Here is a 23,766-nt window from a genome sequence, read left to right as displayed (position 1 = left end):
TTGCTGCACCTTGCGCGCGCTCGGTGCGACCCCGGCAACACCACGGCGGCTGCCGCTCGCCGTGGCCGTCCCCTGTCAGGTACAAGGACATGAACAACGTGCAGACCGGTTCCACGCTACATGACGACCGAACTGGCGTTTCCGCGCTCGGCAGATTCGGTGCGCAGGCGTCCGGCGCATCCGGCAGGCTGCTGCCGGAGATATGGACGCAGGACGGCGCAAAGCGCATCGAACAGGCGTTGGCGCGTCTTCTCTGCGCCGAAGAGGACGGTGGGACCGAACTGATGGCGGCGATGCGCTACGCCACCTTGCATGGCGGGAAGCGCACCCGCGCCTTGCTCTGTCTGGCTGCCGGCGCACTGGTCGACACGCCGGCGCACATGCTCGACGACGTAGGCGCCGCCATCGAGATGATGCACGCCTGTACCCTGGTTCACGACGACCTGCCCGCGATGGATGACGACGTGCTTCGCCGCGGCCTTCCAACCGTGCACGTCAAGTTCGGCGAAGCCACTGCGATCCTGGTCGGCGATGCGCTGCAGGCGCACGCTTTCCTGACCCTGGCGAGCCTGGATGCGCCGGGCGACAACCGTATCGCGCTCGTGCGCGAACTGGCGCAGGCGGTGTCCGCCGAGGGTGCCGCAGGCGGGCAGGCCATGGATTTGTCGCTGGTTGGAAAGCACGTCGAGCTGGACACAATCGTGGCGATGCACCGGATGAAGAGCGGAGCGCTAGTGCGCGCGTCCGTCCGCATGGGCGCGCTATGCGCCATCGCGGAAGATGCCGCACACGCTGCGCTGTACTGTGCGCTCGATCGCTATGGCGCCTGTTTCGGGCTGGCGTTGCAGGTGGTCGACGACATTCTCGACGCGACAGCGGACGCCGCGACGCTGGGCAAGACCCCCGGCAAGGACGCGGCCGCCCGGAAGCCGACCTGCGCGTCGATCATGGGACTGCAGGCAGCGCGGCAGTTCGCGCTTGATTTGTTGCACGACGCCGGCGAGGCCATCGTCCCGCTGGGGCCGCGTGCGGAACGGTTGGCGCAGATGCTGCAGCGGGCCAATGCGTATCTGTTGAAGCACGCGCCATGCGCATGAGCGCGCTCATCCGCTTGGAGTCGTCCGTGTGCCGCTGCGATCGGCTGAGCGCAGCGGTGGATGCTGCTGCACCGTGTTCGAGTCCGCGGCGCCGATTGCAGCAGGTGGGCAGCACGGCCACGGCCCACGCGGCGCGTTACGCGCAGCAACCCTATGCGGCGGACCGGCGTCTGCCCGATCCTGATTCTCGTCAACCGGCTGCAGAAGGAACGTCCGCGTGAACGCGCTGTCCGAACAGATCCTTTCCGAATTGCGCCACCTGCTGAGCGAGATGGGCGACGGCGGCGGCGTCGGTCCGTCCGTCTACGACACGGCGCGAGCTCTGCAGTTCCACGGCAACGTCACCGGTCGGCAGGACGCATACGCGTGGCTCATTGCGCAGCAACAGGCCGATGGCGGATGGGGAAGCGCGGACTTCCCGCTGTTTCGCCATGCGCCCACGTGGGCGGCGTTGCTGGCATTGCAGCGTGCCGATCCTCTTCCCGGCGCTGCCGATGCAGTCCAGGCTGCAACCCGATTCCTCGAGCGCCAGCCCGATCCCTATGCGCACGCGGTGCCGGAAGACGCGCCGATCGGCGCGGAGCTGATCCTGCCGCAGTTGTGCGGCGAGGCCGCATCCTTGCTGGGCGGCGTGGCCTTTCCGCGCCACGCGGCGCTGTTGCCGTTGCGGCAAGTGCGCATGGTCAAGCTGGGGGCGGTGGCGACCTTGCCGAGCGGCCATCCGTTGCTGCACTCCTGGGAAGCCTGGGGGACCTCGCCGACCACCGCATGCCCGGATGACGACGGCAGCATCGGCATCAGTCCGGCGGCCACTGCCGCGTGGCGTGCGCACGCCGTGACACAGGGGAGCACGCCGCAGGTCGGGCGCGCCGACGCGTATCTGCAGGCGGCATCGCGGGCGACCGGCAGCGGGATCGAAGGTGTCGTTCCCGGTGTCTGGCCGATCAATGTGTTCGAGCCGTGCTGGTCGCTGTACACCCTGCATCTGGCCGGGCTGTTCGCGCATCCCACGCTCGCCGAGGCGGTGCGCGTGATCGTCGCTCAGCTCGACGCTCGCTTGGGCGTGCGCGGTCTGGGCCCGGCCTTGCACTTCGCGGCCGATGCTGACGACACCGCCATTGCGTTGGGCGTCCTGCGCCTTGCAGGCCGCGACCCGGCGGTCGATGCATTGCGCCAATTCGAAACCGGCGAGCTATTCGTCACCTTCCCCGACGAGCGCAATGCCTCGGTGTCGACCAACATCCATGCCCTGCATGCGTTGCGACTGTTGGGAAAGCCCTCTGGCGGCACCAGCGCCTACGTCGAGGCCAATCGCAACGCGCACGGTCTCTGGGACAACGAAAAATGGCACGTTTCGTGGCTGTATCCCACCGCGCATGCGGTCGCTGCGCTTGCGCAAGGCAAGCCCCGGTGGCGCGACGAGCGCGCGCTGTCGGCACTGCTGCAGGCTCAGCGCGACGACGGCGGCTGGGGCGCCGGTCGCGCGTCCACATTCGAGGAAACCGCCTATGCGCTGTTCGCGTTGCACGTGATGGACGGGGGCGAAGAGCGGACAGGGCGCCGGCGCATCGCGCAGGCGGGGGCGCGTGCGCTGAAGTGGATGCTGGCCCGCCATGCGGCGCATATATTGCCGCGGGCGCCGCTGTGGATCGGCAAGGAACTGTATTGCCCCACCCGGGTGGTGCGCGTGGCCGAACTCGCCGGGTTGTGGCTGGCGCTCCGTTGGGGGCGGCGCGTCCTGGCCGAGGGAGCAGGAACGGCGCCATGATCCAGACCGAACGCGCTCTGCAGCAGGTGCTGGAGTGGGGGCATCCCCTGACCGGGTTCGCCGACGAGCATGCCGTAGAAGCGGTCACGGGCGGCCAGTACATCCTGCAGCGCATCCACCCGAGCCTGCGCGACACCAGCGCCCGCACCGGCCGCGATCCGCGGGACGAAACGCTGATCGTGGCGTTTTATCGCGAATTGGCGCTGCTGTTCTGGCTTGACGACTGCAACGACCGGGGCCTGATCGCGCAGGAGCAGCTCACCGCCGTGGAGCAGGCGCTGGGGAAGGGCGTGCCGTGCGCGCTGCCCGGATTCGAGAGCTGCGCTGTCCTGCGCGATTCGCTGGCCGCGCTCGCATACGATCGTCGCGACTATGCTCAGCTTCTCGACGATACCCGGTCTTACTGTGCGGCGCTGCGCGCCGGACAGGCGCAGGCGGCAGGGGCGGAACGCTGGTCCTACGCCGAGTACCTGCACAACGGCATCGATTCGATCGCCTACGCGAACGTGCTCTGTTGCCTGTCGTTGCTGTGGGGGCTGGACATGGCGACCTTGCGCGCGCGTCCCGCGTTTCGCCAGGTCCTGCGGCTCATCTCCGCGATAGGGCGCCTGCAGAACGATCTGCATGGACGCGACAAAGACAGGTCGGCCGGCGAGGCCGACAACGCGGCGATCCTGCTGCTGCAGCGCTACCCGGCCATGCCTGTGCTGGAGTTCCTCAACGACGAGCTGGCCGGCCAAACGCGCATGCTGCACCAGGTCATGGCGGAAGAACGCTTTCCCGAGCCATGGGGACCGTTGATCGAGGCCATGACGGGCATCCGCGCGCAGTACTATCAGACCTCGACGAGCCGCTACCGCAGCGACGCTGCGGGGGAGGCTAGCGTGCGCCGACCTGAACGCGCGGGAGGCGGCGGTGTGCGCGCGCTGCCGTCGGTCCCCGATTCGACGGATGGAGCCAGCATGAGCGACACCGCCCTGAGCCGGCGCAAGGAGGACCATTTGGACATCGTGCTGGATCAGCGAACGGCGCGGGCCACGGTCGCCGCCGGCTGGGAGTATATCCGTTTCGAACACTGCGCATTGCCCGAGTTGGACCTGACGCAGATCGATCTGCGCGCTTCGCTGCTGGGCAAGACCATGCGTGCGCCGCTGCTGATCAGCTCCATGACCGGCGGCATGCCACGCGCGGAGGCCATCAACCGGCATCTGAGCGAGGCAGCGCAAGCCTTGGGCATCGCCATGTGCGTCGGTTCGCAGCGCGTAAGCCTGCAATCCCGCGACTCCCGGGGGCTGACGCACGCGGTGCGCCGTCTGGCCCCAGACATTCCCTTGCTGGCCAATATCGGCGCCGCGCAACTGCGGGAGACCGACGGCCTGGACCTGGCGTGCCGGGCGGTGGATGCGCTGGAGGCCGATGGGCTCATCGTCCATCTCAATCCGCTACAGGAAGCGGTACAGCCGGAGGGCGACCGCGACTGGCGCGGCATCCTGGCGCAGATCGCTCGCGCCGCGCGCAGTGTGGGCGTGCCGATCGTGGCCAAGGAAGTGGGGTCGGCCCTGTCCGCCTCGGTGGCCTGTGCGCTCGTCGAGGCGGGCGTGACGGTGATCGATGTCGCCGGCGCTGGCGGCACCAGTTGGGCCGCGGTGGAGGGCGAGCGTGCCCGCGGTGCCACCGACCGTGCAGTGGCGATGGCGTTCGCCGATTGGGGGATTCCGACCCCGGCCAGCGTGAAGGCGGTACGTCGGGCGCTGCCAACTGTGAAGCTGATCGCGTCGGGCGGGATCCGCGACGGCGTTGACGTGGCCAAGGCCATCCGCCTGGGCGCGGACATCGCGGGGCAAGCGGCCGGCGTGCTGAGCGCGGCGACAGTGTCCACCGAGGCGGTCGTCGCGCATTTCGAGATCGTCATCCGCCAGTTGGCCGTTGCCTGCTTCTGCACCGGCTCGGCCGATCTGGCGGCGTTGCGTCAGGCGCGCTTGTTGTCCTCGGCGCATCTGCCCGCCGGTTGATGCTGGCGTCGCCCGCCCGTGGCAGCGGGCACCCTATCGCTGGCCGAGTTGCTGGACGAGTTCGGCCTGGCGCAAGACGACGCGGGCGGCGAGCGATTTGGCCGATTCGCTTCCACAACTGGCCAACACCGAAGGCGCGGTCGGGATGCTGACCGGCAGCTAGACGCGGCAACGCGAACTTTCCATCCTGCACGCATCCCGACTCGCCGCCTCAGTCACCGAATCTTGACATCACTTTCATAATCCACTCGCGCTCAGACGACACGCGCGTATACACACCGTACTTCAGGGCCCGTCCGCAACCATCCCCAAAGGATACAATTCCAACCAAGATGGCGTTCTCTGGGTTATTGCCTTTGGTCAGAGGACCTCCACTGTCCCCTTGGCAAGCATCGGTCCCGCCGCTGGCACTTCCGGCGCAGATCATCCCAGCAAGGATCTCCCCATTATATGCCTCCGGACCATTGCACGTTTCGTTGTCTACGTACGGGACGGTGCCCTTTAGGAGCTGGTTTGATGGTTCTCCGTCGTCTGATTCTTTGCTTTCTTGCGTGTCTCCCCAACCCGTCACAGTAAGGTTCTCGCCAATAGCAATTTGCGTACTGGCGGTAGCAAGGGGGATGACTGCTGCGGGTCGCGTACTGTCCACCCGCACCAGCGCCACGTCATGTTCATATGTCTTCGGGTCATAGTCTTCGTGAACAACAAAATTCGTTGCCTCGATCGAAACGCCATCATAGTAATTGTCAGCGCCTGCCTTGACCTGGACCTTTACGTCGTCTGTTTCATCCGCCAAACAGTGCGCCGCTGTGACGATCCAATTCTCTGCGATCGCCGATCCACCGCACTGGAAACTCCCGTCAAGATAGAGTGCGACCTGCCAAGGATGCTGTCGGATCTTGGTCGGCTCGCCACCCACGATTTTCTTACTAAAAAAAGTCGTGGTCTCCGGCGGTGACTCGCCCGTTATATCTCGAGCATGGGCGTGTTGTCCCCCAACAAGGATAGCGAGCGCGCACAGGGTAGGACGGGTGATTGGTCGCATCAGTTTTCCTCTTACTATTTGGCTTTACATATGTACGGCCGAGTGCCGTACGGGCAGGTTGAAATGCTACATACGCCCTCCTGCTTGCCATCCCGGCACTTCGGCCAGGACCAGCACAACTCATGCCGGATCTCTGTCGCGCATGCACAAGGGACTATATTTGAGTGCCTTCAGCTTTGGCGGCTGCAGCTACGAGCCTGGCCTCACCCATCACAGCCTCGCCTCGGGCTTTCAACGTCTCGCCGGCATTGCGAATGTCGCGTTCCTCTTTGTTCTGACTGAGCTTGGATTTGCCGAAGAGCCTGGTGATCTCAATCTCGATGCCGACGATTGCCTTGAGCAAAGTGTGGATGAACTCTTTCGGACTGTCGGTCATCTTCCAGGGCACTGTCTGCTCGGCCTCCTGAGTCCTGTCAGCCGGGCAACCATACCTCGGACATAGCGTTCGTCGTCATGGATGGTGGCATGCCCATAGGCGTGCGCGACGAGGTAATTCCAAGTCGGAACCATGTTTGTGGAAATCGTGCTTGCTGGGATACCAGTTGGGCGAGATGTAGGCGTGTGCTTGGCGGAAGATGACCAACACTTCGTCGCCGGTTGCGAGGTCCTGCCAGATCGGATTGGCTCGTGCCACGTGGGAGTGCAACACTCCAAGATGCCCTTGCTCCTTACTCAGTTCGAAAGGAAGGTGGTTGGCGTCAAGTCAGTTCTTGCCGTTTGTAATAAGACTACCAAACGGGTTTTCTCGATGAGACTATGCAGCACCTCGGTGCTTGACTCGGCGAAATGTGGCGGGACGTGCATGGAGTTCCTTGGCAATAAATGGCGCAGAAGAAGTTCGCGTTGCTAAGCAATCGGCAGTTCCTATTCAGATCTCGACCATGTCGAAATTGGCTGCCCCGCAATCGGGGCAGATCCGGTCATCAGCAACCTCTTCTCAGCGGGTGCCAAGTGGGATGCCTTCCTCTGGTCTGCCGTCGCGTTCGTCGCAAATGAAACCGCACAGCCTGCAGAGCCAGGTCTTGTACGCAAGCGCTTCGGCGGCGCCTGCAGAGGAAACGTCAATAGGTTCACTCATGCCACGTCTTGGAGCCGACATGGTTCGTCAAGCCTCACTTGGAAGGATCTTGCATAATCCGTGGACCATACAGAAGGGCCAGTTTGATGAAATCCATGCAGTCCAGTCCCGGCCGTATCTTAATCAGAGGCTCATGAGCGCTCCGCGGAGCTACCCTGTGACTTCATCAGGGAGGCATTTGAGCGTCTCCGCTATTTGATGTCTTGCTGCGTCGGGCAGGGGCAAGATCGGGCGCGGTGGCTCTGCCCGGCAGATCCCGATCATGTCGGCGAGAGCGTAAACCACCCGCAAGCTGGAGAATTGCCTGAACAGACTCCAAAGCGGCGCCAGCATGGCATCGATCCGGCGCGCTTCCTCGGCGTTGCCTTGCCGGGCTGCGATTACGATCTGTTGGCACGGTCTGGGAAACAGGCCGCCCAGCACACTGTGCCAGGTGTCAGCTCCGGCGATCATGGCTTCGGTCGCGTGCCAGTCTCCGCTATAGCCGATGGAAAAGGTCACCGGGACGACGGCGCGCTGTTCAGCCAGATGGCGCGTTGTCTCATCGCGATCGCCGGCTGGGTTCTTGATGCCGACAATACCAGGTACTGCTGCAAGCCGACCGACAAGCTCTGGAGTAAACCGAAAATGGGTCGTGCCAGGATTGTCGTAGATTAAAATCGGCAGGCCAGTTTCGAGCGCCACAGTGGAGAAATGTCCAAATACTTCGTCATCGGTTAGGCTGGTATAGGATACCGCCGCCAGCAATCCAGCTGCCGCGCCGATAGCTTTCGCGTCCTGCGCCAGCTTCACGGCATCGTCTGTCCGCAGCGCCCCTATCCCGACCACTATAGGCGTCCGCGCGCCAGCTTCGCCCACTGCAGTTTCCAGGGCACGGCGGCGCTCTTGCCGTGTTAAATACATGTATGTGCCGGTGCTGCCCAGGAGCCCGATGGACTCGACACGCGCCTCGACCAGACGTGCCACCAGCTTCTGCAGGCCAATCTCATCGACATTGCCGTTGCTGGAACTCGGGGTGATCGGAAAGGCGGACAAGCCGCGTGGAATCGTCACTCTTGCGTACTCCCCTGGTTCGATGCGAAAAACGGCAAACTCATAGGCCGTATTCGCTCGGCAGGCTTATTTGCGGGCACGACTCGTTCCTGGATCGAATCCAGCATCAGTCGGTTCCTGTCAGGCCAGGCCGATAGAAACCGTCGGGCGTCGGCCGCCTACCGAAAATCACCAGTCAAAGCCTCTCGGATCATAGCCGTGGTGAATTGCGCGTGTTGCGAAGCCGAGGTCTGCCTCCCCATGGTCGATCTGGTTTGTCGGATGATCGAGTTCTTCGTTGCTTCTGATCACGATCTATTTCCTTCTGGCCTTCGCTGTAAATAGCTGCAAGCTGGATACCTAAACACACCCAGTTGCGGAGATTTTTAATGGTCCAGTTGTCCGAAGCTTGAAAGAAAAGTCGCGCTGGTGGAATGGGCGCCAGGCAGATCTATGAGGCGCTTAAGGACCAGATCGTCAAGGGTGTCTATGGCAAAAATGCCTTGCTCCCGTCGTCGCGGGGTCTTGCTGCCGAACTTGACGTCTCCCGAACGACGGTAACGGCTGCCTACGAACAATTGGCAGCTGAAGGATTTGTGGACCTGCGCCAGGGCGCGCGTCCCCGCGCCATGCCAGCATCCATAGATCAGCTTGGCACCAAGCGATCCCCCGAGCACCATCCAAGGGGGCAGTTGTCCAGTTACGGAAAGCGACTAAAGGCTATTCCTCCGAGGCCCAAAGTGCTTCAGCCCTGGCTGATTTCCGTTACGGCGACCTGGCTCCCTCGGATTTTCCAGTTCCTGCGGTTTCTCCGCTTCCTTCACAGGAAAGGCGCACCAAGAACGGGGCACACCTCGATACAAGCGTCGGCAGCCTTCAACATTCGTTCGCTCGGATTGAATCCTGGGAGCATTTGCCCGAGGATCATAGCATTAAGGAACAGCGAGCCACCTAGACGCGGATGGGTCGTGTGCCCTATCGCCAAACTAAGATTTGAAGGGCGACCACCATAGCGGAATGCAATATTGCGTGCGTTTGAAACGCCAGCGATACCACGCTTCTTTTTTCCTTCCGCGCTCATTTCTGTTTTTCTTTCTATTTATTCTGTCGTAAAAATTGTGCAATAAAGTACTGCGCCACCGTAACCGATGGCGTATGCTTGCGGCTCATTGTCTTCATGTTGCGACCAAGGCTGTTGCCACCCTTGCGCGACTTTTGTGGGTCTTGTTTCCCTCTCAGAGGGGGTACACGGGTCCAAGGGAGGAGCGCATCGCTTCTCTTGCGCATTTGGGCGCAGTCACCCTCGTTCCGTGTTGCCACCTCTCAACTTACAAAGACCGTGCCAGCACCTCAGCGCCCAGCAAGCGCGATTTGCCGTCAAAACCTCCACAGTGCCCAGAGGTGTTGTAGTGAACCTGACATTTTGTCTGTCGCTGTCAGCTTTTGGACACGGGGTCACGCAGCTTCGCGCCGCCGGAAAAGACGTGGCCAGCGCCCAACGTCGTGTGAAACATCGACGCCAGGCGCCGCGGTGTCGCCGCACGCCAGAGCGTCCTGAACGAGACGTACAAGCTTGGTCCGGGAACTCGAGCCGAAATCGAGGTTTTGGCTTGGTTGTGGGGCGCCGTGCCGCTGTTTGCGCCGCCAACCGATGAATGAGCGGACAGGGCAGGGTGGCGGGGATCCCGCCGCCGGTCCCGTCGCCCGTCGCCGAGTTGAATGGGCGGGTATTCGCCGACGAGTGCTGGAATCCGCAAAAGCGCGGCGCGAGAGGCCCTTATGAATCCCGGAAACCTGCCGTTTGTCGGCGCTGTCGCAATTGGCACGGAGCTTGCTGCGACCTTGTGAGCAACCTTCGACCGGAGCGCAGCGACCGGAGATGCCGGGGAGGGAGGAGCCCACCTCGATTCAGGAGACAGTATGTTGATTTTTGTGACCTGCAAACAGAAGCGCGAGTCCCGCGGCCCGCAACCCCTCTTTGCTGCCCTGCCGTTCACTGTTGGTTGGAGCCAGATCCATGCCTGAACCAAGAGCCGCCAGTACCGTTGTTTTAATCCTGGCCCTGCTTCTTGTCGGGCTTGCAGCGCAATCTCATCCGCCTGTTCCAGACTTCCTGCGCCAGCGCGAAAACCGTCGCCTGCTCGAGGCGGATTGGCCGAAGCTCATTCCGGAGCGGCGCGACGCACTCTTCAACGATCCCTCTGCGCCAACTGCTGGCAACCCGAATGGTGACGTCCCTCTGGTGATGTTTTTGGACTACAATTGTCCGCACTGCCGGGCGGGAGACCCTATCATCCAGCAAGCCCTCAAGAACGATCCCAAGCTGAAGGTTGTCTACAAAGAGTATCCGGGCAAGGCACCGGGTTCCAAATTCGCCGCCGTGGCGGCGCTCGCCTCCCGCAAACAGGGAAAATATGAGCCGTTTCATCACGCCCTTATGGCTGCTCGCGGCCAGGTCAGCGAATTCTCCATTTTGACTATCGCACGACAGGTGGGCCTGGACGTTGAGAAGCTCAAGCGGGACATGGAAGATCCCGCCATCGAAGACACCCTCCAGCGCAATCGCACGCTTGCCACGGAACTGTACATCACCGGCACGCCGGCCTTGGTTCTCGGCGAGGAAGTGATCGAAGGGGTGCCCGAAATTTCCACGTTGGAAAGCTTAATCGCCAAAGCGCGGGAAAAGCTAAGCGTCGATACCGTGCCGGATCACCACTTCGCCATTTTTTGACAGTGGTGACGGCCGGCGCATCCCGTTCTGTGGACATGGGTGCTCTCGCCGGGCCAGATCGCTTATGTGGCCCGGCAACGCGGTAGTGGGCGCACCACGCCGTTCCATCGGCAGCGTGCATCCCGCATTCAGCGGCGCTTTCCTCAAAGTCTTCGAACGGGACCGCACAGCTCGGGCGCGATACCCAGCCGTAGCGCTCGGCTAGCTCGCTAGCGTCATGCGGCATGCTTGCCTCTTTCTCGAGGTTGACCGCGATGCGCAGAGCGTCGTCCGGAGTTCCGGTCCTTACAATGTTTGTCGACCTTACTGAAAAGGTTCCCTTCGGCAGGATCCAGCCAAAGCCCGCTTTCACCAGATCACGCAGTTCATGATCAGTTCTCTAAAAGCGCAGGCGATTATCTGGTTCACAAACCCAAAGCGAATAGGAATATATACATAATTATATACGTGACAAAGCATGAGCGCTCTGCTACAAAGATGGCAGGGGAGCAACCTAGCCATGAAACTCGACAGCCCAATCTTCCAAGACGCCGACGCCGCCCGCATTCATTTGGAAGCGCAGCGTTGGCCGCATGGCCCTAATTGCCCGCATTGCGGCAATGCCAATCCCGACCGTATCACCAAGATGGAAGGCAAGGCGCACCGCCCCGGCCTGTACAACTGCATGGAATGCCGTGAGCAGTTCACCGTCACTGTCGGCACCGTGTTCGAGCGCTCCAAGATCGCCTTGAACAAGTGGCTTCTGGCAACGTTCCTCATGGCTTCATCCAAGAAAGGCATGTCCGCGCACCAGCTGCACCGTATGCTTGGCGTCACCTACAAGACCGCTTGGTTCATGGCGCACCGCATTCGTGAAGCCATGGCGGAAGACGTTAAGTCATCTGGCCCGCTTGGCGGCGAAGGCAAGATCGTAGAGGCCGACGAAACTTACATCGGGCGCGTCGATCGCGATTACCTTTCGCCGCAGCGCAAGGGCCAGCCGCGCTTGAAGCGCAAGATGAAGCCGAAGCGCACTGTTATTGGCCTTGTCGAGCGTGGCGGCAAAGCCCGCATGGTTCACGTCCAGCACGCCACCAAGGCCGTTGTGCGCGATATCCTGGTACGCAATGCCGACCGCAACTCGACGCTCTACACCGACCAATCCAAGCTCTACACCGTGACCGGCGAGGAATACGCCTCGCACAAGACCACTAATCATTCCGCTGGCGAATACGTCCGCTATGAGGACGGCGCGTCGATCCATTCCAACAGATTGAGAACGTGTTCTCGGTCTTCAAGCGCGGCATGGTCGGCGTGTACCAGCATTGCGGCGAAGCTCACTTGCACCGCTACCTTGCCGAGTTCGATTTCCGCTACAATCGCCGCACCGCGCTTAAGGTCACCGACACCGAACGCCACGACCAGTTGCTTGCCATGATCGAAGGCAAGCGCCTTACCTATCGGCGGATTGGTGAAGCCCGTCTCGCCTAAGCAGAAGGCGAGGAGGCTCCTTACATTGCGAAGAAAGCGCCCGTCACGACAGTCGTGACTGTGATTCATATTCCCTTGAGAACACGATACTAGCGCGTTTGACCACCATAAGCAGGGTAAGAAAGAAATGAACGTAGAGCGCGAAAACAATGCCAGATGTCGGCGGGCATTCCCATTGCATCACGTAAGCGAATAGCAACATGGTAATAAAAATAACCGACAACAATATTAGATATGAAATGTTGTCGTTAAGCTCCTTTATAAGGCTGTCTCTCGACCTTTTGAGATCTTCAAAGTTCTTTGTTTTCTTTGGATCATCCGGCGGCGAAAGAGGTCGAAGCGATACACTATAAAGCGCTACCTGAACGCTCAGAAGAAGCGCGGCAAAGATAGAAAAAACAGTAATCGATAGACCTAACGCATCTTTTGGTATCATCCCGTTAAGCAAGGAAAATACTATTCCCATCGTGATAGGCAGCACATAAAATGTGCCGATATCGGACCACAGAACTTTACCTCCATCATCTCTGAGAGAATTCAAATGCCACGCTACGATGCCCAGGATATTGATCTTCTGCATGGCTATGTCTTGATGCCGTGGTAAAAATCTTCCATCAGGCCATCAACCTCGTTTTCGATGCTTTCAAACTCAGGATGACCGCTGGGATAGCGCTTCACGTCTTCTGAAACATCTATCAGGCCCGCGTCATAACCCGACCCATATATCCCGACTGTGCGGCGCTTTCGCCCCATTTTCACGTCAGCTTTTACGCCTTCGAACTCGTGTCCATCGAATTCAACGATCCCATCACCGGGGAATCTGTCGCGCAATTCCTTGTATGTCGACAAGGCCGAGCCGCGCTTGCGGGCCCGCACGGTAACCTCATAGTCGACGTCGTCGGCTGGCCTACCTAAGAGATAGCGATCAGCCTTGTCTTTAACAGTCCTAGGCTTGAAGAAAGTCACGGTCTTGACAGGCGCGGTGTCGAGGAATGAAGCGGTTGAAGCAACGACCCTAAATGTCATTGCATAGCCGTGATGTTTGTCTTCGAAGTCCCTAATCATGGACGACCGAACAAAAGAGACGCAAGACCTCCCCTGAAACGACTGGAACGCCATAAGGGCAAATTCAGAGTTACTAGGCACCCATATCTGGAAATAAAGCGGGATTTCCTCTAAATCGGAGGCCTTCCTTTGATACTTTTCCTTCCGAGTCGTTACGTCCTTAAACTTGCTTTCGAAGCCGTGGGTGCCATAATTTATGTAGCCCTGAACCGTACGAATGGAGTTTGTTTTCTTAGGTTCAAAAAACCATGTTCGCTGTTCTGACGTTTCAACGGTCGGCTCTCTCTTGCGAGCAGCAAAGTCATTCGCGAAATCGATTAGATCACAAGGTTCTGCGCCGGGGCCGATCTTCATCGGAGTCTTGTCACTTTTCCTGATTATCCCAATTCGATAGAAACGAAGCCCAATTGCGAATGACATGCGTCAGTACCCCTCCATGCGCCTCGCGCATAGAAGCATGATTCCCGGTTAAGCGCTAATGGGATAGAAGTGTTAGAAATCGGAAGGGTAAATACAATCTGGATGCGGCACCTAGGACTGCTTCGCCGGATCTGTCTTTCCAGACGTCGCGCGGTTCCCCTTTAGCTTATTCTTTGTAGGCTTTTCACGCTTTGGCGGCGTCTTCAGCATCCGCTTCAGCGTCTCGTTGAAGCGCTTTTCGTCGGAATCCTTGGCCGGTTTTCCACCGTTCATGCCTGTATCCCCAGAAAGCCTTGAAAAGAATCGGTTTTTGGGCCGGGACTCTTGTCGGACCAAGACGAATCAATAGGGTCGAATGTTCCAGCGCGATGGAGGGGGTGAGTCGGCCCGCAAAGCGTCTCACACCCCGCCCCACCGGGCGTCGCTGGATGGCGCACCCCGCTACGGGTGCCTTCTTCCCCGAGCCATCCGGGGAAGTCGTAGTGGGGGTGTGGGGCTGGTGCCCCGGCGCGCTGATTACCGACCACCGCATTCGGGTTCGATCCCCGACACCTCCACCGACTCAGGATGTAACCAGATTGGTTACACCCGGTAAATACGTTTACGCATAAACGGGACGAATTGTCCCCTATTCACATTTGCCGGCCTGTCGGGGATTTCATAGCCGAATCAGCCTTGCTTTGTCACGTATATAATTAGGAATATATGCCTGATAGGCCGGCACGTGGAATTTTGTACGCATTCGGACATGCCATTGCGAACAGGTCCGCTTAGGAACATGCTCAACCTTCACCGGCTCATGCCCCCAAAAGCCGGTCCGGCCCGGCCTGCGGGATGATCCTGTGTCACACGATGAGCAGGCCGGGCGTCCTTTGTGCGTGGTGCAGATGACTGACAATTTCGGTCACGCCTTCGAGATGAAAATGGCCCTTGCGGCGATTGGGATCATCCTGGTTGTCATGGGCATTTTCTGAAGGACGCTAGTCCCGTACAAGTCAGGCGCTATCCAGCCCGTAGGTTCGGCTATCCGGGCCAAAGCATTTCAGCCCCGAAGAATGCGGCAATCCCCAGTGCCGCCAATGCCACAGCCAGGACCACTGCGGCCTCGATCGGGCCGCCGCCATTACCTTTGTCCGTCATTTGGATCATCCCCAACGCACGCCAGCAAATCATACATGGCGCGGGCCTTGTCGCGGCAATGGCCAAAGCGCAGGGCTGTGAGGCTGTTGGTGTCACACGGCCCAACTCATCGTGCAAGGAAACGGTAGTTCAAGTGCATTCGCACACTCCCATTAAGCTGCACACGCTATGCGAACGATAATGCAACATTATTATTCGTTTTGTCTCGCCGACAGGCTGTGCGTTTTGATGCGAACTCCGTGGCCAAAAGCGCACCGCCGCGCTACCTTCCAAACCCATGATTCGCCTCGATCTCGCGACCGCCAGTCCTGCCCCGCTGCCCGCCGTTCCGGCTTGGGCGCTCGCAAGCGCTGGCACGCAGAGCGACGGTGATGCCGCTTTCCGGGCCGGCGCCGCCTTGGGTGCGCTCGACAGCCTCGCCGGCGCGCAACCTGCCTGGGCCGGCGCCTGGCGCCAGCGGCTGGCGCTCAACTGCGCCGGCGCCAGCATGCGGCTCGCCGGCCGCGCCGAGGACGTGGCCGCCTTGCGCGATGCCTGGCAGCTTTGCCCGGCCGGCGCCGATCCCGGCCCCGCCGGCGCCATCCTTGGCGCCTGGCGGCAGTTGGCCGCGCAGCCGCTCGCCGTCTGCGCCGACCGGCTCGAAAAGATCGTCGACCAGTTCGGCCTCCACTGGGACGGCGCGGCGCTCACCGACCTCTGCACGGAGATTGAAAAGCTGGCGATATCGCGCCATCCGGCGCCGTTCGCCGCCGCGGCGATCGCCGCGCACGTCATCACGACGCGGCCCGACTCCGAGCTTTTGGCCTGGGGGCTTGCCGACCTGGTGCTGGCGCAAAGCCTGCGCTGGCCGCGGCCGCTGCCGCTGCTGATGGCCCAGGTTTTTTCGCCAGCCTTCCGCGCCGAGCCCGGCGGCAGGCGCATCCGACCCGGGGAAAAAGGTTTTGAGCGGGCGGTCTGCGTTGCGCTGGTTCAGGCGGCGGCCGAAGCCTGCCGGTTGGCCGCCGAGCTGTCGCGACGCGCCGAAAAGCTGCTGGCAGTGGCGCCAAAACTGCGCGCCAAGGGCGCCGGCGACGTGATTTTTTTGCTCCTGAATGAAGATGCCGTTTCCGGCTCGCTTGTGACAAAGAACCTGTCGCGCTTTGCGACGCGGCGGCTGTTCGAACGGCTGCAACACCTCGAGGCGGTGCGCGAGCTTTCCGGCCGTTCCTCTTTCCGGCTGTTCGGGCTCTAGCGATGAGCCAAGCGTCCGCCCGCCGCAAAGCAAACGATCAGCCGGCGTTGCTGGACACGGAGCTCGAGCATCTGCCGGTCGAACTGCGCTGGCGCGAATGGATGGGCCGGGTCGAAGCGGTGATCTTTGCCGCCAGCGAACCGGTGACACGGAGTGTCCTCGCGCGGGTGGTGGGAAAAAGCTGCAATCTCGAGCTGATTATAGACGACATCCGCGCCGAACTCGCCGGCCGCCCCTACGAGCTGGTCGCGGTCGCCGGCGGCTGGCAGCACCGGACCAAAAAGGCTTTTGGCGACGTCATCCACGCCGCCTTCGGCACGGCAGCGGGCGAGGGGGCAAAGGAGCTGAACCAATCGGAGGCGCTTGTGCTGATGTGCATTGCCTATTTCCAGCCGATCACGCGTGGCGAGCTGTCTTCCTTCTTCGGCAAGGAGGTGTCGCGCGATCTGATCGGCGTGCTGCGCGCGCAGGAGCTGATCGCGTCGGGTCCACGCTCGCCGCAGCCGGGCGCGCCCTACACCTATGTGACGACCAAGAATTTCCTGTCGCAGTTCGGGCTCGACACGCTGCGCCAGCTGCCGGATTTCGAGGCGCTCGAGGACGCCGGGCTGCTGTCGAAGGAGAAGCTCCTGGCCGGCGACATCATGCCCCACTTAGCCGCCGGTCAAGACGACATCGGCTTCGAACTCGACGAATAGGAGGGGCTTTTGGTGTGTGAGCCATGTCCGAAATCCGTGGCATGTTTTCGGACATCCCCAGCGTGGGAGCGGCAGCATCAGCTTTCGACAGGAACTGAGGAGCTCCACTGGCCCGAACGAAAGCCCTGCTTGCGGCGCAGGGCGATGATGTTCCAGCTCCAGTATCCAATTGCTCGCGCTCACCAAGGCTGATCGTTATGATCACTGTTGATGGAGCCTTTCACATCCATGGGTTCTCTTTGCCTGCAGGGTCACTTTCATCTCGCCAGATAGGTGGGCACCGGAACGATGGCGCAGCGTCCAACCTCTTGGCGCAAATAGGCGACGCAGCCGAGGATCCAGCGGTCGAGTTCTGCGACCGTCTCGAGCGGATGGGCCACTGGAACGCTAGGTTGCCGCCACCAAAGGGCAGCGCTCGCGAGATGCATGCGTTCAACCGTGAGACCAAACAGCAGATCCTCTGCGACCCCCGGTGCCGAGATGTCGCCAAACTCCATGGCAGCGTGCTGATCCGTTGGTTTGTCGAACCGCGTTGGGGGCTCTGGGGCACGGGCACGAGCGCTTTCGAGGACATCGAGTTGCCAGTGCGGATGCCCTGCTCGATTGAGGAAGGCATTGCTTCGGCGACCGATCCATTCGCTCCTGAGTACCTGAGGCTTCTTAATTTCGCCCAGACGGCCAACGTGCAGGGTGAAACCACCTTCTACGAACCGGAAGCTCTGCTCGATCCCCTGTTTTTGCCACTGCTCACGATAACCGATCCAGGCGAGAACGTCGCCGGTAACTGGACAGAGTGGGAGGACTCTGTGAGCCTTGCCGAGGTTGCGCGCAATGACCTCGCTGGCGCGGCCGGCGAGCGTCATAATTGCTGCCGTGCTGCTGATCTCCGGTGCGAAAGCGATCTCTCCGGTCGACTGTTCCAGCGCTTGGGCGAAGAAGACTGCAAGTGATTTGCAGCGCTGGTTGAATCCCACGGCTGACAACTTGGGCTCAACCGGGTCAGCCTTCGGCAAGGTCGGGCACCCCATAGAGCTGCGCAACCCACCTGTCTACATCGCCTGTATTCACAGGCTCTCCCCGTTCGGCCGCAGTGGCTACGCGCGCCAACCGGCGCACATACTCTCCAAAGCTTGGATCCTCAGACTTCTCCCAGAGATCGGGTAGGAATACGGGAGAGATAAAGCGACTGCTCAAATCGAACTGGCCTCCGGCGATGGTCACCGACCGGAACGAGACCAATCGCATAAACGCTCGGGAGTTGAGTAGCGCAACATAGGCTCGCAATACCTCAGCCAAGGCGAACTCATTGACGCCCTCACTAACCTCCCCAGGAATTTCCTCTTCGAAACCCTCTTCCTGCTGCGGAAAATCACGCTTCGGAGTCCAAACGTGGCCAGTCGAAGGTAAATAGCGCGCATCAGGATCAAGCGCGAAGCTGCCTTCAGCGCCGAAGAACTTAGAAACAATCCGTGGGCGGCTATCGAACGCAAATGTACCGCTGCGTGGGTGCATCAGCCCCCACCAGTCCGCACGGTTAGCTCGCACAATCGAAGCTCGAGCCTTGAGCGCAGGTTCATTGCGCTTGAGTATGGCGCGGTAATATGTGGGGACGGCTGCCGCGACCGACGCTTCATCGGCGAACAAAGGGCCATCGCGCCCGTGTGGGAAGAACAAATGGTACACCTTTACGATCCGACCATCCTCGATCGAGTCTGTCATCAGTGCATCGCGAAAATACCGTTTCTCCTTCGGAGAGAGGCCAAGCTGACGGAAGGCATAGTCGTCGAGCAGAAAAACCTTCAAGTTGCCAGTCTGAACGCCCTGCGCGATGTCGAACAGACTACCGACGGTGGGAGTTTGCGCAGCCTCCAGGGCGTCGAGCAGGGCTCGCTGCTGCGGCGTCAGGATTCGCCACGGAAGCTTGCGATCAAGCACTGCTGCATCGGTCGCGAACAGCTTCCACTGCCGGTCACCGTTTGCGATTGCGGGCGGCATGCCATGGGTTTTGCGTAGCTCTCGGAGCGCATCGCCTGTGGCGCCCGGCTCGTTACCGGTTACGAGCGCGGTGAATTCGTCGCGACGTGGCTGGCCCTTAGCGATCACCGCACAGGCGACGTGGACAAGTGCTTGGCTGAAAAGCCCGAAATCACCGATACTCGCCAGAAGACGGACGTTACCCTCGCTCGCCAGTCGCTCGCGCCACGGAGTTGCTGCCTCATGGGTCAGAAGGTTTGCAGGAAAAAGCGTCCCCATTGCGCCTCCATCTGCGAGCGCGTCCAGCGCTTTCGTCACGAACGCCATGCTGTAGTCGCCGCGGCTACCGGCCTTGTCGCCGACCACAGCGCGTAATTGGGCCTTTTGCTCGGGCGTCTGGGCGATGACGGAGATAAATGGTGGGTTCATAACCGTTATGTCGGCCGCCGGAAAAGCGGGCGCGGCAAGTGAATTTCCGACGGCCAGATCGAGGACCGCGCCGCCGGCGGGTTTCCAGTCGCGTAGTGCCAAAGTCAGGGTGAAGCGGGCCATCGCAATGGCGGGGCCTGATATGTCGCGGCCGATGATCCGAAGAGCACCATCGAAGCCCACCCGCCGCAAACCTCGCAGTGCCTCGTGGAGAAACGCCGCCGAGCCACAGGCCGGGTCACTTATGGTGAGTTCGGGGCGGCCGGGAAGATCTTCGACTTGCAAAATGGTGTGGTCGACGATGCTGCGGGCGAGTGCCGGTGGAGTAAAATGCGTGCCGCCTCGCGAACTGGGTTCAGCCGTCGCTATATCAACATAGCCGAACATGTCGGGCGGTGGCGCGCGCACCAGATCGAAATGCGCCTCTTGGAAGAGTTGGCCGCCGGCATGGCGGATAGCGAGGCTCGGGTGCAACGTGAGTGCAGACAGCGCGGCCGGGGCTGAACGGATGTCGCGCAGGGTCTCCTCCAGCGACGGACCTCCTAGCGCCGTGCGTAATTCGGCGGCGTCGTCAGGCAGCCCGAACGTAGTGGCATCGGCGGGCGCATCCTCGCTGGCTATCAGATCGCCGAGAATGGTTACGAAGGCATCGATCGCGCGGTCGTCGGGAAGCCGGGCATGTGCGACGAGTGAGCGGACGCGGCCGAAAAGGTTGATGAGGTGCTGAACGACGGTTCGATTGGAGCGGAGCCGGTCGCGACAAAGGAAACGATAGAAACCGTCAAGGTCGCGATTGACTGAGTCCAGAGAGTAGATCTGCGCGTCGGTGGCCGCGTCCCAGCGTACCACCTGGATATCGGACTTAGTGATCGCAACATGGTGCGGAAGATCACTCGACCAAGCCCACCCCGCTGCGGCAGCCGGATCGGGCCGCTCTTCGACGACCGAAAGGCCGAACGAGCCATGCCCACCATCGAGAAGAACGTGATGATCTCCACCCGCGCGCTCCTCCTCGGAGGCGAACATGGGTGATTGGGCGAGACCGAATCGCTGGCTCCACAATTCGCCCGTGGCAGTCATCGCAACGATCCCAGTTGGGTCACAAGCGGCAATTGACCCTGGAGTTCCTCGGGCGTGGCTTGGTTGGCTATCACTTTGAGGTGCAGATCGAGCGGCACGATCAGGGCGGCGCCGGGCAGTCGGGCGGTAGAGAGGGCACCGAGTGTGGCGGAGTGCTGATCAGCGAAGATCGCCGACTTGCCCCACAGATTGGGAAAGAACTGGCCGTCAAGCCTACGCCGCAGTTCGGCTATGCCGATAGTCCAGCCGCTTGCACGTCCCCCAAAGACTGAGACGATCTCGCGGTAGATGCGTAGTGCGATGATATCCTGCCAAGAATACAACGCCAGACGGCCGGGACCGCGCGCAGGTACAGTGGGTTGGAACAGCCCCCGCTTTCCGCACCATTCACGCAGCTGGCTCTCCGAAAGTTCGGTGAGACGCAATGCATCGGAAAATTGCACAGTTTCCATGCCGAATGGGTATGAGACCCACTCGGCTTAGTCAATTGGCCTCATGTTGGAAATTGTCTCTCAACCGCTCTGGGTCCGCTGATGCGCGGTCCCTTCCAGCAGCCGGCAATCGACAGAGCTTCTTGGTCCTCTTGAAGACCTGTTCTAGACGGTCGTTTCCCGATAGGTGTTCACAGCAAAGAATTCACTGTCGCTGTCACCCCCATTATAGGATACCGACAGTGGTTGACGGCGACCTGGCTGCAATTTGGCGACTGGACCGTGTATCGCGAATATGGACCGATGAGCACCTTAGATCTTTTCAAGCACGATTTCGTTCTAAGCATCAAACCGGAATATGCGACCAAGATCGTTGCCGGATTGAAGACGGTCGAACTTCGCCGGCGGTTTCCGTACGGCACTGTCACCGGTGCCATCATGTATATTTACGCGACCGTGCCGCTGCAGGCGGTAATCGGATACGCGACGATCTCCACGGTCGAAGAACTGGCGGTCGAGCGTATTTGGCAGCTCTACGGTGACGTCGCTTACATCACGCGCCCGGATTTTGATGCCTACTATGCCGAGCGTAAGTCGGGGTTCGTCATAAAGCTCGAAAAACCTGTCCGAATCGAGGAGCCCATTCCGCTCGCTCGGCTTAAGGATAAGCTAAACTTCACCCCGCCCCAATCCTTTGCATATGCCGACGACGCTTTCCGTCAGCTCATTTTCGGTGCCGGTAAATGAAACTACTGATGGATACCAACGTCATCATCCACCTCGAGGACGCCCGCGAGGTGATGACCCATTTCTCCGATCTCCAGCGCAAGTGCCAGGAACATGGCGTTGACATATTCGTTCACGAGGCCTCCCTAGAGGACATCCGGCGGGACAAGGACGAAAAGCGGCGAAACGTTACGCTCAGCAAGATCAAAAAATTCCGTCAGTTGAAGGGGGTACACGTCCCGGCTGATGCAGAGCTTGCGGCGCTCTACGGGAAGCTCACCAAGCCGAACGACGTGTGCGACGCGAAGATGTTGTACTCGGTCGGGGCCGGCGTCGTGGACGTCTTCGTCACGGAGGACGACGGCATTCATCGGCGGGCCAAGGCGGCGGGCCTGAGCGACCAGGTGCTGACGGTCGCCGACGCCCTCACATGGATCAGGTACCTGTACGAGCCCGAACAGGTCTTCCTGCCGTCGGTTCAAGCGGTTAAGGCCTACGGCGTCAACTTCGAGGACAAAATCTTCGCCGAATTGGCATCCGACTATGGTGGTTTCGACGTTTGGGTTGCTAAATGCAAAAAGGAGCACCGTGATTGCTGGATGATCATGGACGGCAAGAAGATCGCCGGCATCGTAATTCGCAAGGACGAGGGGGCGGTCGCGGCTGGCACAAAGCATGGCGGCCCGAAAATCCTCAAGATCTGCACCTTCAAGGTCTCTGAGGACTATCGGGGCCAGAAGCTTGGCGAGCAACTGCTCAAGCAGATCCTGTGGTTTGCCCAAAGAAATAGGTATGATCTTACCTATCTGACCGTCTTCGAGAAGCAGGAGGCGCTGATCCGCCTCATCGAGGAGTACGGGTTCGAAAGGACTCTGACGCGACCCAATGGCGAGTTGGTGTTCGAAAAGCCGATCGGGCATGGAGCGCTTGCAATTGCGGCCGGCCAGTCGGTCCTTGCGACGGACCGCAAGAACTATCCCCGGTTTGCGGACGTGAACTCGGTGCGCAAGTTCGTCGTCCCAATCAGGCCGGGATATCATGCCAAGCTCTTTCCCGAAGTCACAGCGCCGCCGGCCGGGACCGGAAACCCACCGGGCGGCAAGCCCGGCAACACGATCAAGAAAGTTTACATCTGCCATGCGCCCACCGAGCAGATGCGGCCCGGCGACCTCCTGTTCTTTTACATGACGAAGTCAAGCACCTACGGTGCACAATCCATCACGAGCATCGGCGTCGTGGAGTCGGTGCGCAGAACATCGGACGTCGCCGAGCTTCGTCGATGGACCGCCAAGCGCTCGGTCTTCTCGGACGCCGAATTGGCCGGTTGGGTACAGGCCAACCGTGCGCTAAAGGTTATCGACTTCCTCCTGATCGGTCATCTCGAGCCGACAGTGTCTCTCGCGGCGCTCACGCACGAAGGCATCATGGTGTCGTGGCCCCAGTCCATCACGCTGCTTTCGCCTGTAGCCTACAGCAGACTGAAACCGTTCCTCAATCTGGGGTTCAACGTCTAGATAGAGATAATGTCGCGCGCGGGATCGTAATTCGCCCTGGTTTGCATCCCGTTCGCTGCGGCAAGCTGGAACGCGTAGATGCACACGGTATCATCGAGATCGAGACGTCCGTAGAAGCTCTCCAGCGTTTCCAACAGGTGATACCTGGAGTCGAAGCCATCGTTCTCAGCATCCGAATCAGAGAGTTCGTCAACGGTGGCATATCGAACACTGACTATTCGCAAATCGGCGAGACAGCGAGCATTGCCGCGGTCTTGGCCTTCTTCGAGCGAGTAGAGCGGCAACAGGGATTCGGCGGGATATTCAACGGCGTTGCGATCATACCGGATAGTGGTGCATTTCCGTCGTTGCAGAACCATTTCCGCCAAATACTCGGCCATTACAAACCGTCGTCTCGGCACGGACGCCAGCCCCGGGAATTCCTGGGCCAACTTGGTCTTCAATCGCTCGATCGCCAAGCCGGTAGAGCCATCAGGAGTCTGAAGATTGAATAGCATGGTATGGTCCCGTTGCAGGCTCTTTCTACTCGATGCACCCTCAGATCGAAACGGCTTGGGAGGACCTTCCCCTGAAAAACGCCGCCTCGCGGATCGTTGCCGTCATATTAGGTCGTGCGGTCGTGCGCCCACGTTAGATGGGTTTTCGTAGTACTCGGAGGGGCATCGTGAGGACTACCGTAGTGGTCGGCATATAAGGGGTCGGCAAGTCTCGATTGATCAGGGAGTGCTGCGCAAGTCGAAATCGGAGTGGCGGCGGTGACGAGGACGCGGCGCGGCTCGTCTGATTCTCGATCCTACGATACGAGGCTGCGGAGTTCGATATCCT

General features: G+C 60.5%; 19 protein-coding genes and 4 pseudogenes. 11 read left to right on the top strand and 12 right to left on the bottom strand.

Annotation, left to right across the window (positions count from 1 at the left end; all coding sequences use genetic code 11):
- The first annotated feature begins 89 nt into the window (after window positions 1–89).
- From M653_RS0125205 to fni, 4 genes and pseudogenes are all read left to right on the top strand, one after another.
- Window positions 90–1,097, top strand: coding sequence for a polyprenyl synthetase family protein (locus tag M653_RS0125205; protein ID WP_198028832.1), 1,008 nt, complete (start codon window positions 90–92; stop codon window positions 1,095–1,097).
- A gap of 217 nt (window positions 1,098–1,314) precedes the next feature.
- Window positions 1,315–2,865 (top strand): hypothetical protein, encoded by a 1,551-nt coding sequence (locus tag M653_RS0125200; RefSeq protein WP_027145820.1) that lies wholly within the window; start codon window positions 1,315–1,317, stop codon window positions 2,863–2,865.
- Window positions 2,862–3,734 (top strand): annotated as a pseudogene (locus M653_RS1000000136050) (hypothetical protein); the annotation flags it as partial. The gene M653_RS0125200 and the pseudogene M653_RS1000000136050, both read left to right, overlap by 4 nt.
- 93 nt (window positions 3,735–3,827) lie before the next feature.
- Window positions 3,828–4,877 (top strand): type 2 isopentenyl-diphosphate Delta-isomerase, encoded by a 1,050-nt coding sequence (gene fni, locus M653_RS0125195; RefSeq protein WP_027145819.1) that lies wholly within the window; start codon window positions 3,828–3,830, stop codon window positions 4,875–4,877.
- Window positions 4,878–5,088: 211 nt separating this feature from the next.
- Here the strand turns inward: fni and M653_RS01000000133455 are convergent, their stop codons facing one another.
- The 5 genes and pseudogenes from M653_RS01000000133455 to M653_RS1000000138140 all read right to left on the bottom strand — a co-directional run bounded on the left by M653_RS01000000133455 (window position 5,089) and on the right by M653_RS1000000138140 (window position 8,344).
- Window positions 5,089–5,922 carry a serine protease gene (locus M653_RS01000000133455; RefSeq protein WP_051442794.1) on the bottom strand — a complete coding sequence of 278 codons (834 nt, stop codon included), beginning with the start codon at window positions 5,920–5,922 and terminating at the stop codon, window positions 5,089–5,091.
- A 154-nt stretch (window positions 5,923–6,076) separates the two neighbouring features.
- A pseudogene (locus tag M653_RS1000000134690) lies at window positions 6,077–6,432 on the bottom strand (FMN-binding negative transcriptional regulator).
- Complete coding sequence (locus M653_RS1000000138145; protein ID WP_280940119.1) at window positions 6,374–6,571, bottom strand: FMN-binding negative transcriptional regulator; 198 nt, start codon at window positions 6,569–6,571, stop codon at window positions 6,374–6,376. Before M653_RS1000000138145 ends, M653_RS1000000134690 begins: the two are co-directional and overlap by 59 nt.
- Before the next feature lie 579 nt (window positions 6,572–7,150).
- The gene (locus M653_RS0125180; protein ID WP_027145817.1) at window positions 7,151–8,053 is read right to left on the bottom strand and encodes a dihydrodipicolinate synthase family protein; all 903 of its coding nucleotides are present in this window, start codon (window positions 8,051–8,053) and stop codon (window positions 7,151–7,153) included.
- A 168-nt stretch (window positions 8,054–8,221) separates the two neighbouring features.
- Complete coding sequence (locus M653_RS1000000138140) at window positions 8,222–8,344, bottom strand: hypothetical protein (RefSeq protein WP_280940118.1); 123 nt, start codon at window positions 8,342–8,344, stop codon at window positions 8,222–8,224.
- 122 nt (window positions 8,345–8,466) lie between these two features.
- On the opposite strand from M653_RS1000000138140, the pseudogene M653_RS1000000137830 reads away from it, so the two are divergent.
- Window positions 8,467–8,586: pseudogene (locus tag M653_RS1000000137830) on the top strand (GntR family transcriptional regulator); the annotation flags it as partial.
- Window positions 8,587–8,852: 266 nt separating this feature from the next.
- On the opposite strand, the gene M653_RS1000000137825 reads toward M653_RS1000000137830, so the two are convergent.
- A complete protein-coding gene (locus M653_RS1000000137825; protein WP_245262324.1) occupies window positions 8,853–9,113 on the bottom strand; it encodes a hypothetical protein in 261 nt (86 codons plus the stop codon).
- 936 nt (window positions 9,114–10,049) lie between these two features.
- Here M653_RS1000000137825 and M653_RS01000000133445 point away from each other — a divergent pair.
- Both M653_RS01000000133445 and M653_RS1000000134685 read left to right on the top strand, forming a co-directional pair.
- Window positions 10,050–10,763 carry a DsbA family protein gene (locus M653_RS01000000133445; protein WP_051442793.1) on the top strand — a complete coding sequence of 238 codons (714 nt, stop codon included), beginning with the start codon at window positions 10,050–10,052 and terminating at the stop codon, window positions 10,761–10,763.
- Between the two features lie 499 nt (window positions 10,764–11,262).
- Window positions 11,263–12,233 (top strand): annotated as a pseudogene (locus tag M653_RS1000000134685) (IS1595 family transposase).
- A gap of 43 nt (window positions 12,234–12,276) precedes the next feature.
- Here M653_RS1000000134685 and M653_RS0125160 read toward each other — a convergent pair.
- On the bottom strand, window positions 12,277–12,813 hold the full coding sequence (locus M653_RS0125160) for a hypothetical protein (RefSeq protein WP_027145815.1): 537 nt from the start codon (window positions 12,811–12,813) through the stop codon (window positions 12,277–12,279).
- Between the two features lie 2 nt (window positions 12,814–12,815).
- Window positions 12,816–13,652: a hypothetical protein gene (locus M653_RS0125155; protein ID WP_027145814.1), complete on the bottom strand. Its 837-nt coding sequence runs from the start codon at window positions 13,650–13,652 to the stop codon at window positions 12,816–12,818.
- A 1,483-nt stretch (window positions 13,653–15,135) separates the two neighbouring features.
- Between M653_RS0125155 and M653_RS0125135 the strand changes: the two genes are divergently transcribed.
- Both M653_RS0125135 and M653_RS0125130 read left to right on the top strand, forming a co-directional pair.
- Window positions 15,136–16,089 carry a DUF1403 family protein gene (locus M653_RS0125135; protein ID WP_027145813.1) on the top strand — a complete coding sequence of 318 codons (954 nt, stop codon included), beginning with the start codon at window positions 15,136–15,138 and terminating at the stop codon, window positions 16,087–16,089.
- Window positions 16,090–16,091: 2 nt separating this feature from the next.
- Window positions 16,092–16,787 carry an SMC-Scp complex subunit ScpB gene (locus M653_RS0125130; protein ID WP_027145812.1) on the top strand — a complete coding sequence of 232 codons (696 nt, stop codon included), beginning with the start codon at window positions 16,092–16,094 and terminating at the stop codon, window positions 16,785–16,787.
- 257 nt (window positions 16,788–17,044) lie between these two features.
- Here M653_RS0125130 and M653_RS1000000136930 read toward each other — a convergent pair whose 3' ends face one another.
- From M653_RS1000000136930 to M653_RS0125115, 3 genes are read right to left on the bottom strand one after another with little or no spacing between them, the layout of a single operon-like run.
- On the bottom strand, window positions 17,045–17,800 hold the full coding sequence (locus tag M653_RS1000000136930) for a hypothetical protein (protein WP_156938264.1): 756 nt from the start codon (window positions 17,798–17,800) through the stop codon (window positions 17,045–17,047).
- The gene (locus M653_RS0125120) at window positions 17,787–20,270 is read right to left on the bottom strand and encodes an N-6 DNA methylase (protein ID WP_027145810.1); all 2,484 of its coding nucleotides are present in this window, start codon (window positions 20,268–20,270) and stop codon (window positions 17,787–17,789) included. The genes M653_RS1000000136930 and M653_RS0125120 overlap by 14 nt, the downstream gene beginning before the upstream one ends.
- The gene (locus M653_RS0125115; RefSeq protein WP_156938263.1) at window positions 20,267–20,713 is read right to left on the bottom strand and encodes a hypothetical protein; all 447 of its coding nucleotides are present in this window, start codon (window positions 20,711–20,713) and stop codon (window positions 20,267–20,269) included. Before M653_RS0125115 ends, M653_RS0125120 begins: the two co-directional genes overlap by 4 nt.
- A 234-nt stretch (window positions 20,714–20,947) precedes the next feature.
- Between M653_RS0125115 and M653_RS01000000133430 the strand changes: the two genes are divergently transcribed.
- Both M653_RS01000000133430 and M653_RS0125105 read left to right on the top strand, forming a co-directional pair.
- Complete coding sequence (locus M653_RS01000000133430) at window positions 20,948–21,448, top strand: hypothetical protein (RefSeq protein ID WP_051442792.1); 501 nt, start codon at window positions 20,948–20,950, stop codon at window positions 21,446–21,448.
- A gap of 8 nt (window positions 21,449–21,456) precedes the next feature.
- Complete coding sequence (locus M653_RS0125105) at window positions 21,457–22,941, top strand: GNAT family N-acetyltransferase (protein WP_156938262.1); 1,485 nt, start codon at window positions 21,457–21,459, stop codon at window positions 22,939–22,941.
- Here the strand turns inward: M653_RS0125105 and M653_RS01000000133425 are convergent.
- Window positions 22,938–23,438 carry an ASCH domain-containing protein gene (locus M653_RS01000000133425; protein ID WP_032936027.1) on the bottom strand — a complete coding sequence of 167 codons (501 nt, stop codon included), beginning with the start codon at window positions 23,436–23,438 and terminating at the stop codon, window positions 22,938–22,940. The genes M653_RS0125105 and M653_RS01000000133425 overlap by 4 nt on opposite strands.
- Window positions 23,439–23,766 lie beyond the last annotated feature (328 nt).

The organism is Mesorhizobium sp. WSM3626, from assembly GCF_000513935.1.
Taxonomy (GTDB): domain Bacteria; phylum Pseudomonadota; class Alphaproteobacteria; order Rhizobiales; family Rhizobiaceae; genus Mesorhizobium; species Mesorhizobium salmacidum.
The sequence above is the reverse complement of the archived record's forward strand: the minus strand, read 5'-3'. Positions and strand labels throughout refer to the sequence as shown.

Excerpts from the sequence above, each read along its gene's own strand:
- M653_RS0125105 (WP_156938262.1), top strand. The coding sequence starts at position 21,457 with ATGGATACCAACGTCATCATCCACCTCGAGGACGCCCGCGAGGTGATG.
- fni (WP_027145819.1), top strand. The coding sequence starts at position 3,828 with ATGAGCGACACCGCCCTGAGCCGGCGCAAGGAGGACCATTTGGACATC.
- M653_RS0125120 (WP_027145810.1), bottom strand. The coding sequence starts at position 20,270 with ATGACTGCCACGGGCGAATTGTGGAGCCAGCGATTCGGTCTCGCCCAA.
- M653_RS1000000137825 (WP_245262324.1), bottom strand. The coding sequence starts at position 9,113 with ATGAGCGCGGAAGGAAAAAAGAAGCGTGGTATCGCTGGCGTTTCAAAC.
- M653_RS0125160 (WP_027145815.1), bottom strand. The coding sequence starts at position 12,813 with ATGCAGAAGATCAATATCCTGGGCATCGTAGCGTGGCATTTGAATTCT.
- M653_RS0125135 (WP_027145813.1), top strand. The coding sequence starts at position 15,136 with ATGATTCGCCTCGATCTCGCGACCGCCAGTCCTGCCCCGCTGCCCGCC.
- M653_RS0125155 (WP_027145814.1), bottom strand. The coding sequence starts at position 13,652 with ATGAAGATCGGCCCCGGCGCAGAACCTTGTGATCTAATCGATTTCGCG.
- M653_RS01000000133445 (WP_051442793.1), top strand. The coding sequence starts at position 10,050 with ATGCCTGAACCAAGAGCCGCCAGTACCGTTGTTTTAATCCTGGCCCTG.
- M653_RS0125130 (WP_027145812.1), top strand. The coding sequence starts at position 16,092 with ATGAGCCAAGCGTCCGCCCGCCGCAAAGCAAACGATCAGCCGGCGTTG.
- M653_RS01000000133455 (WP_051442794.1), bottom strand. The coding sequence starts at position 5,922 with ATGCGACCAATCACCCGTCCTACCCTGTGCGCGCTCGCTATCCTTGTT.
- M653_RS0125205 (WP_198028832.1), top strand. The coding sequence starts at position 90 with ATGAACAACGTGCAGACCGGTTCCACGCTACATGACGACCGAACTGGC.
- M653_RS01000000133425 (WP_032936027.1), bottom strand. The coding sequence starts at position 23,438 with ATGCTATTCAATCTTCAGACTCCTGATGGCTCTACCGGCTTGGCGATC.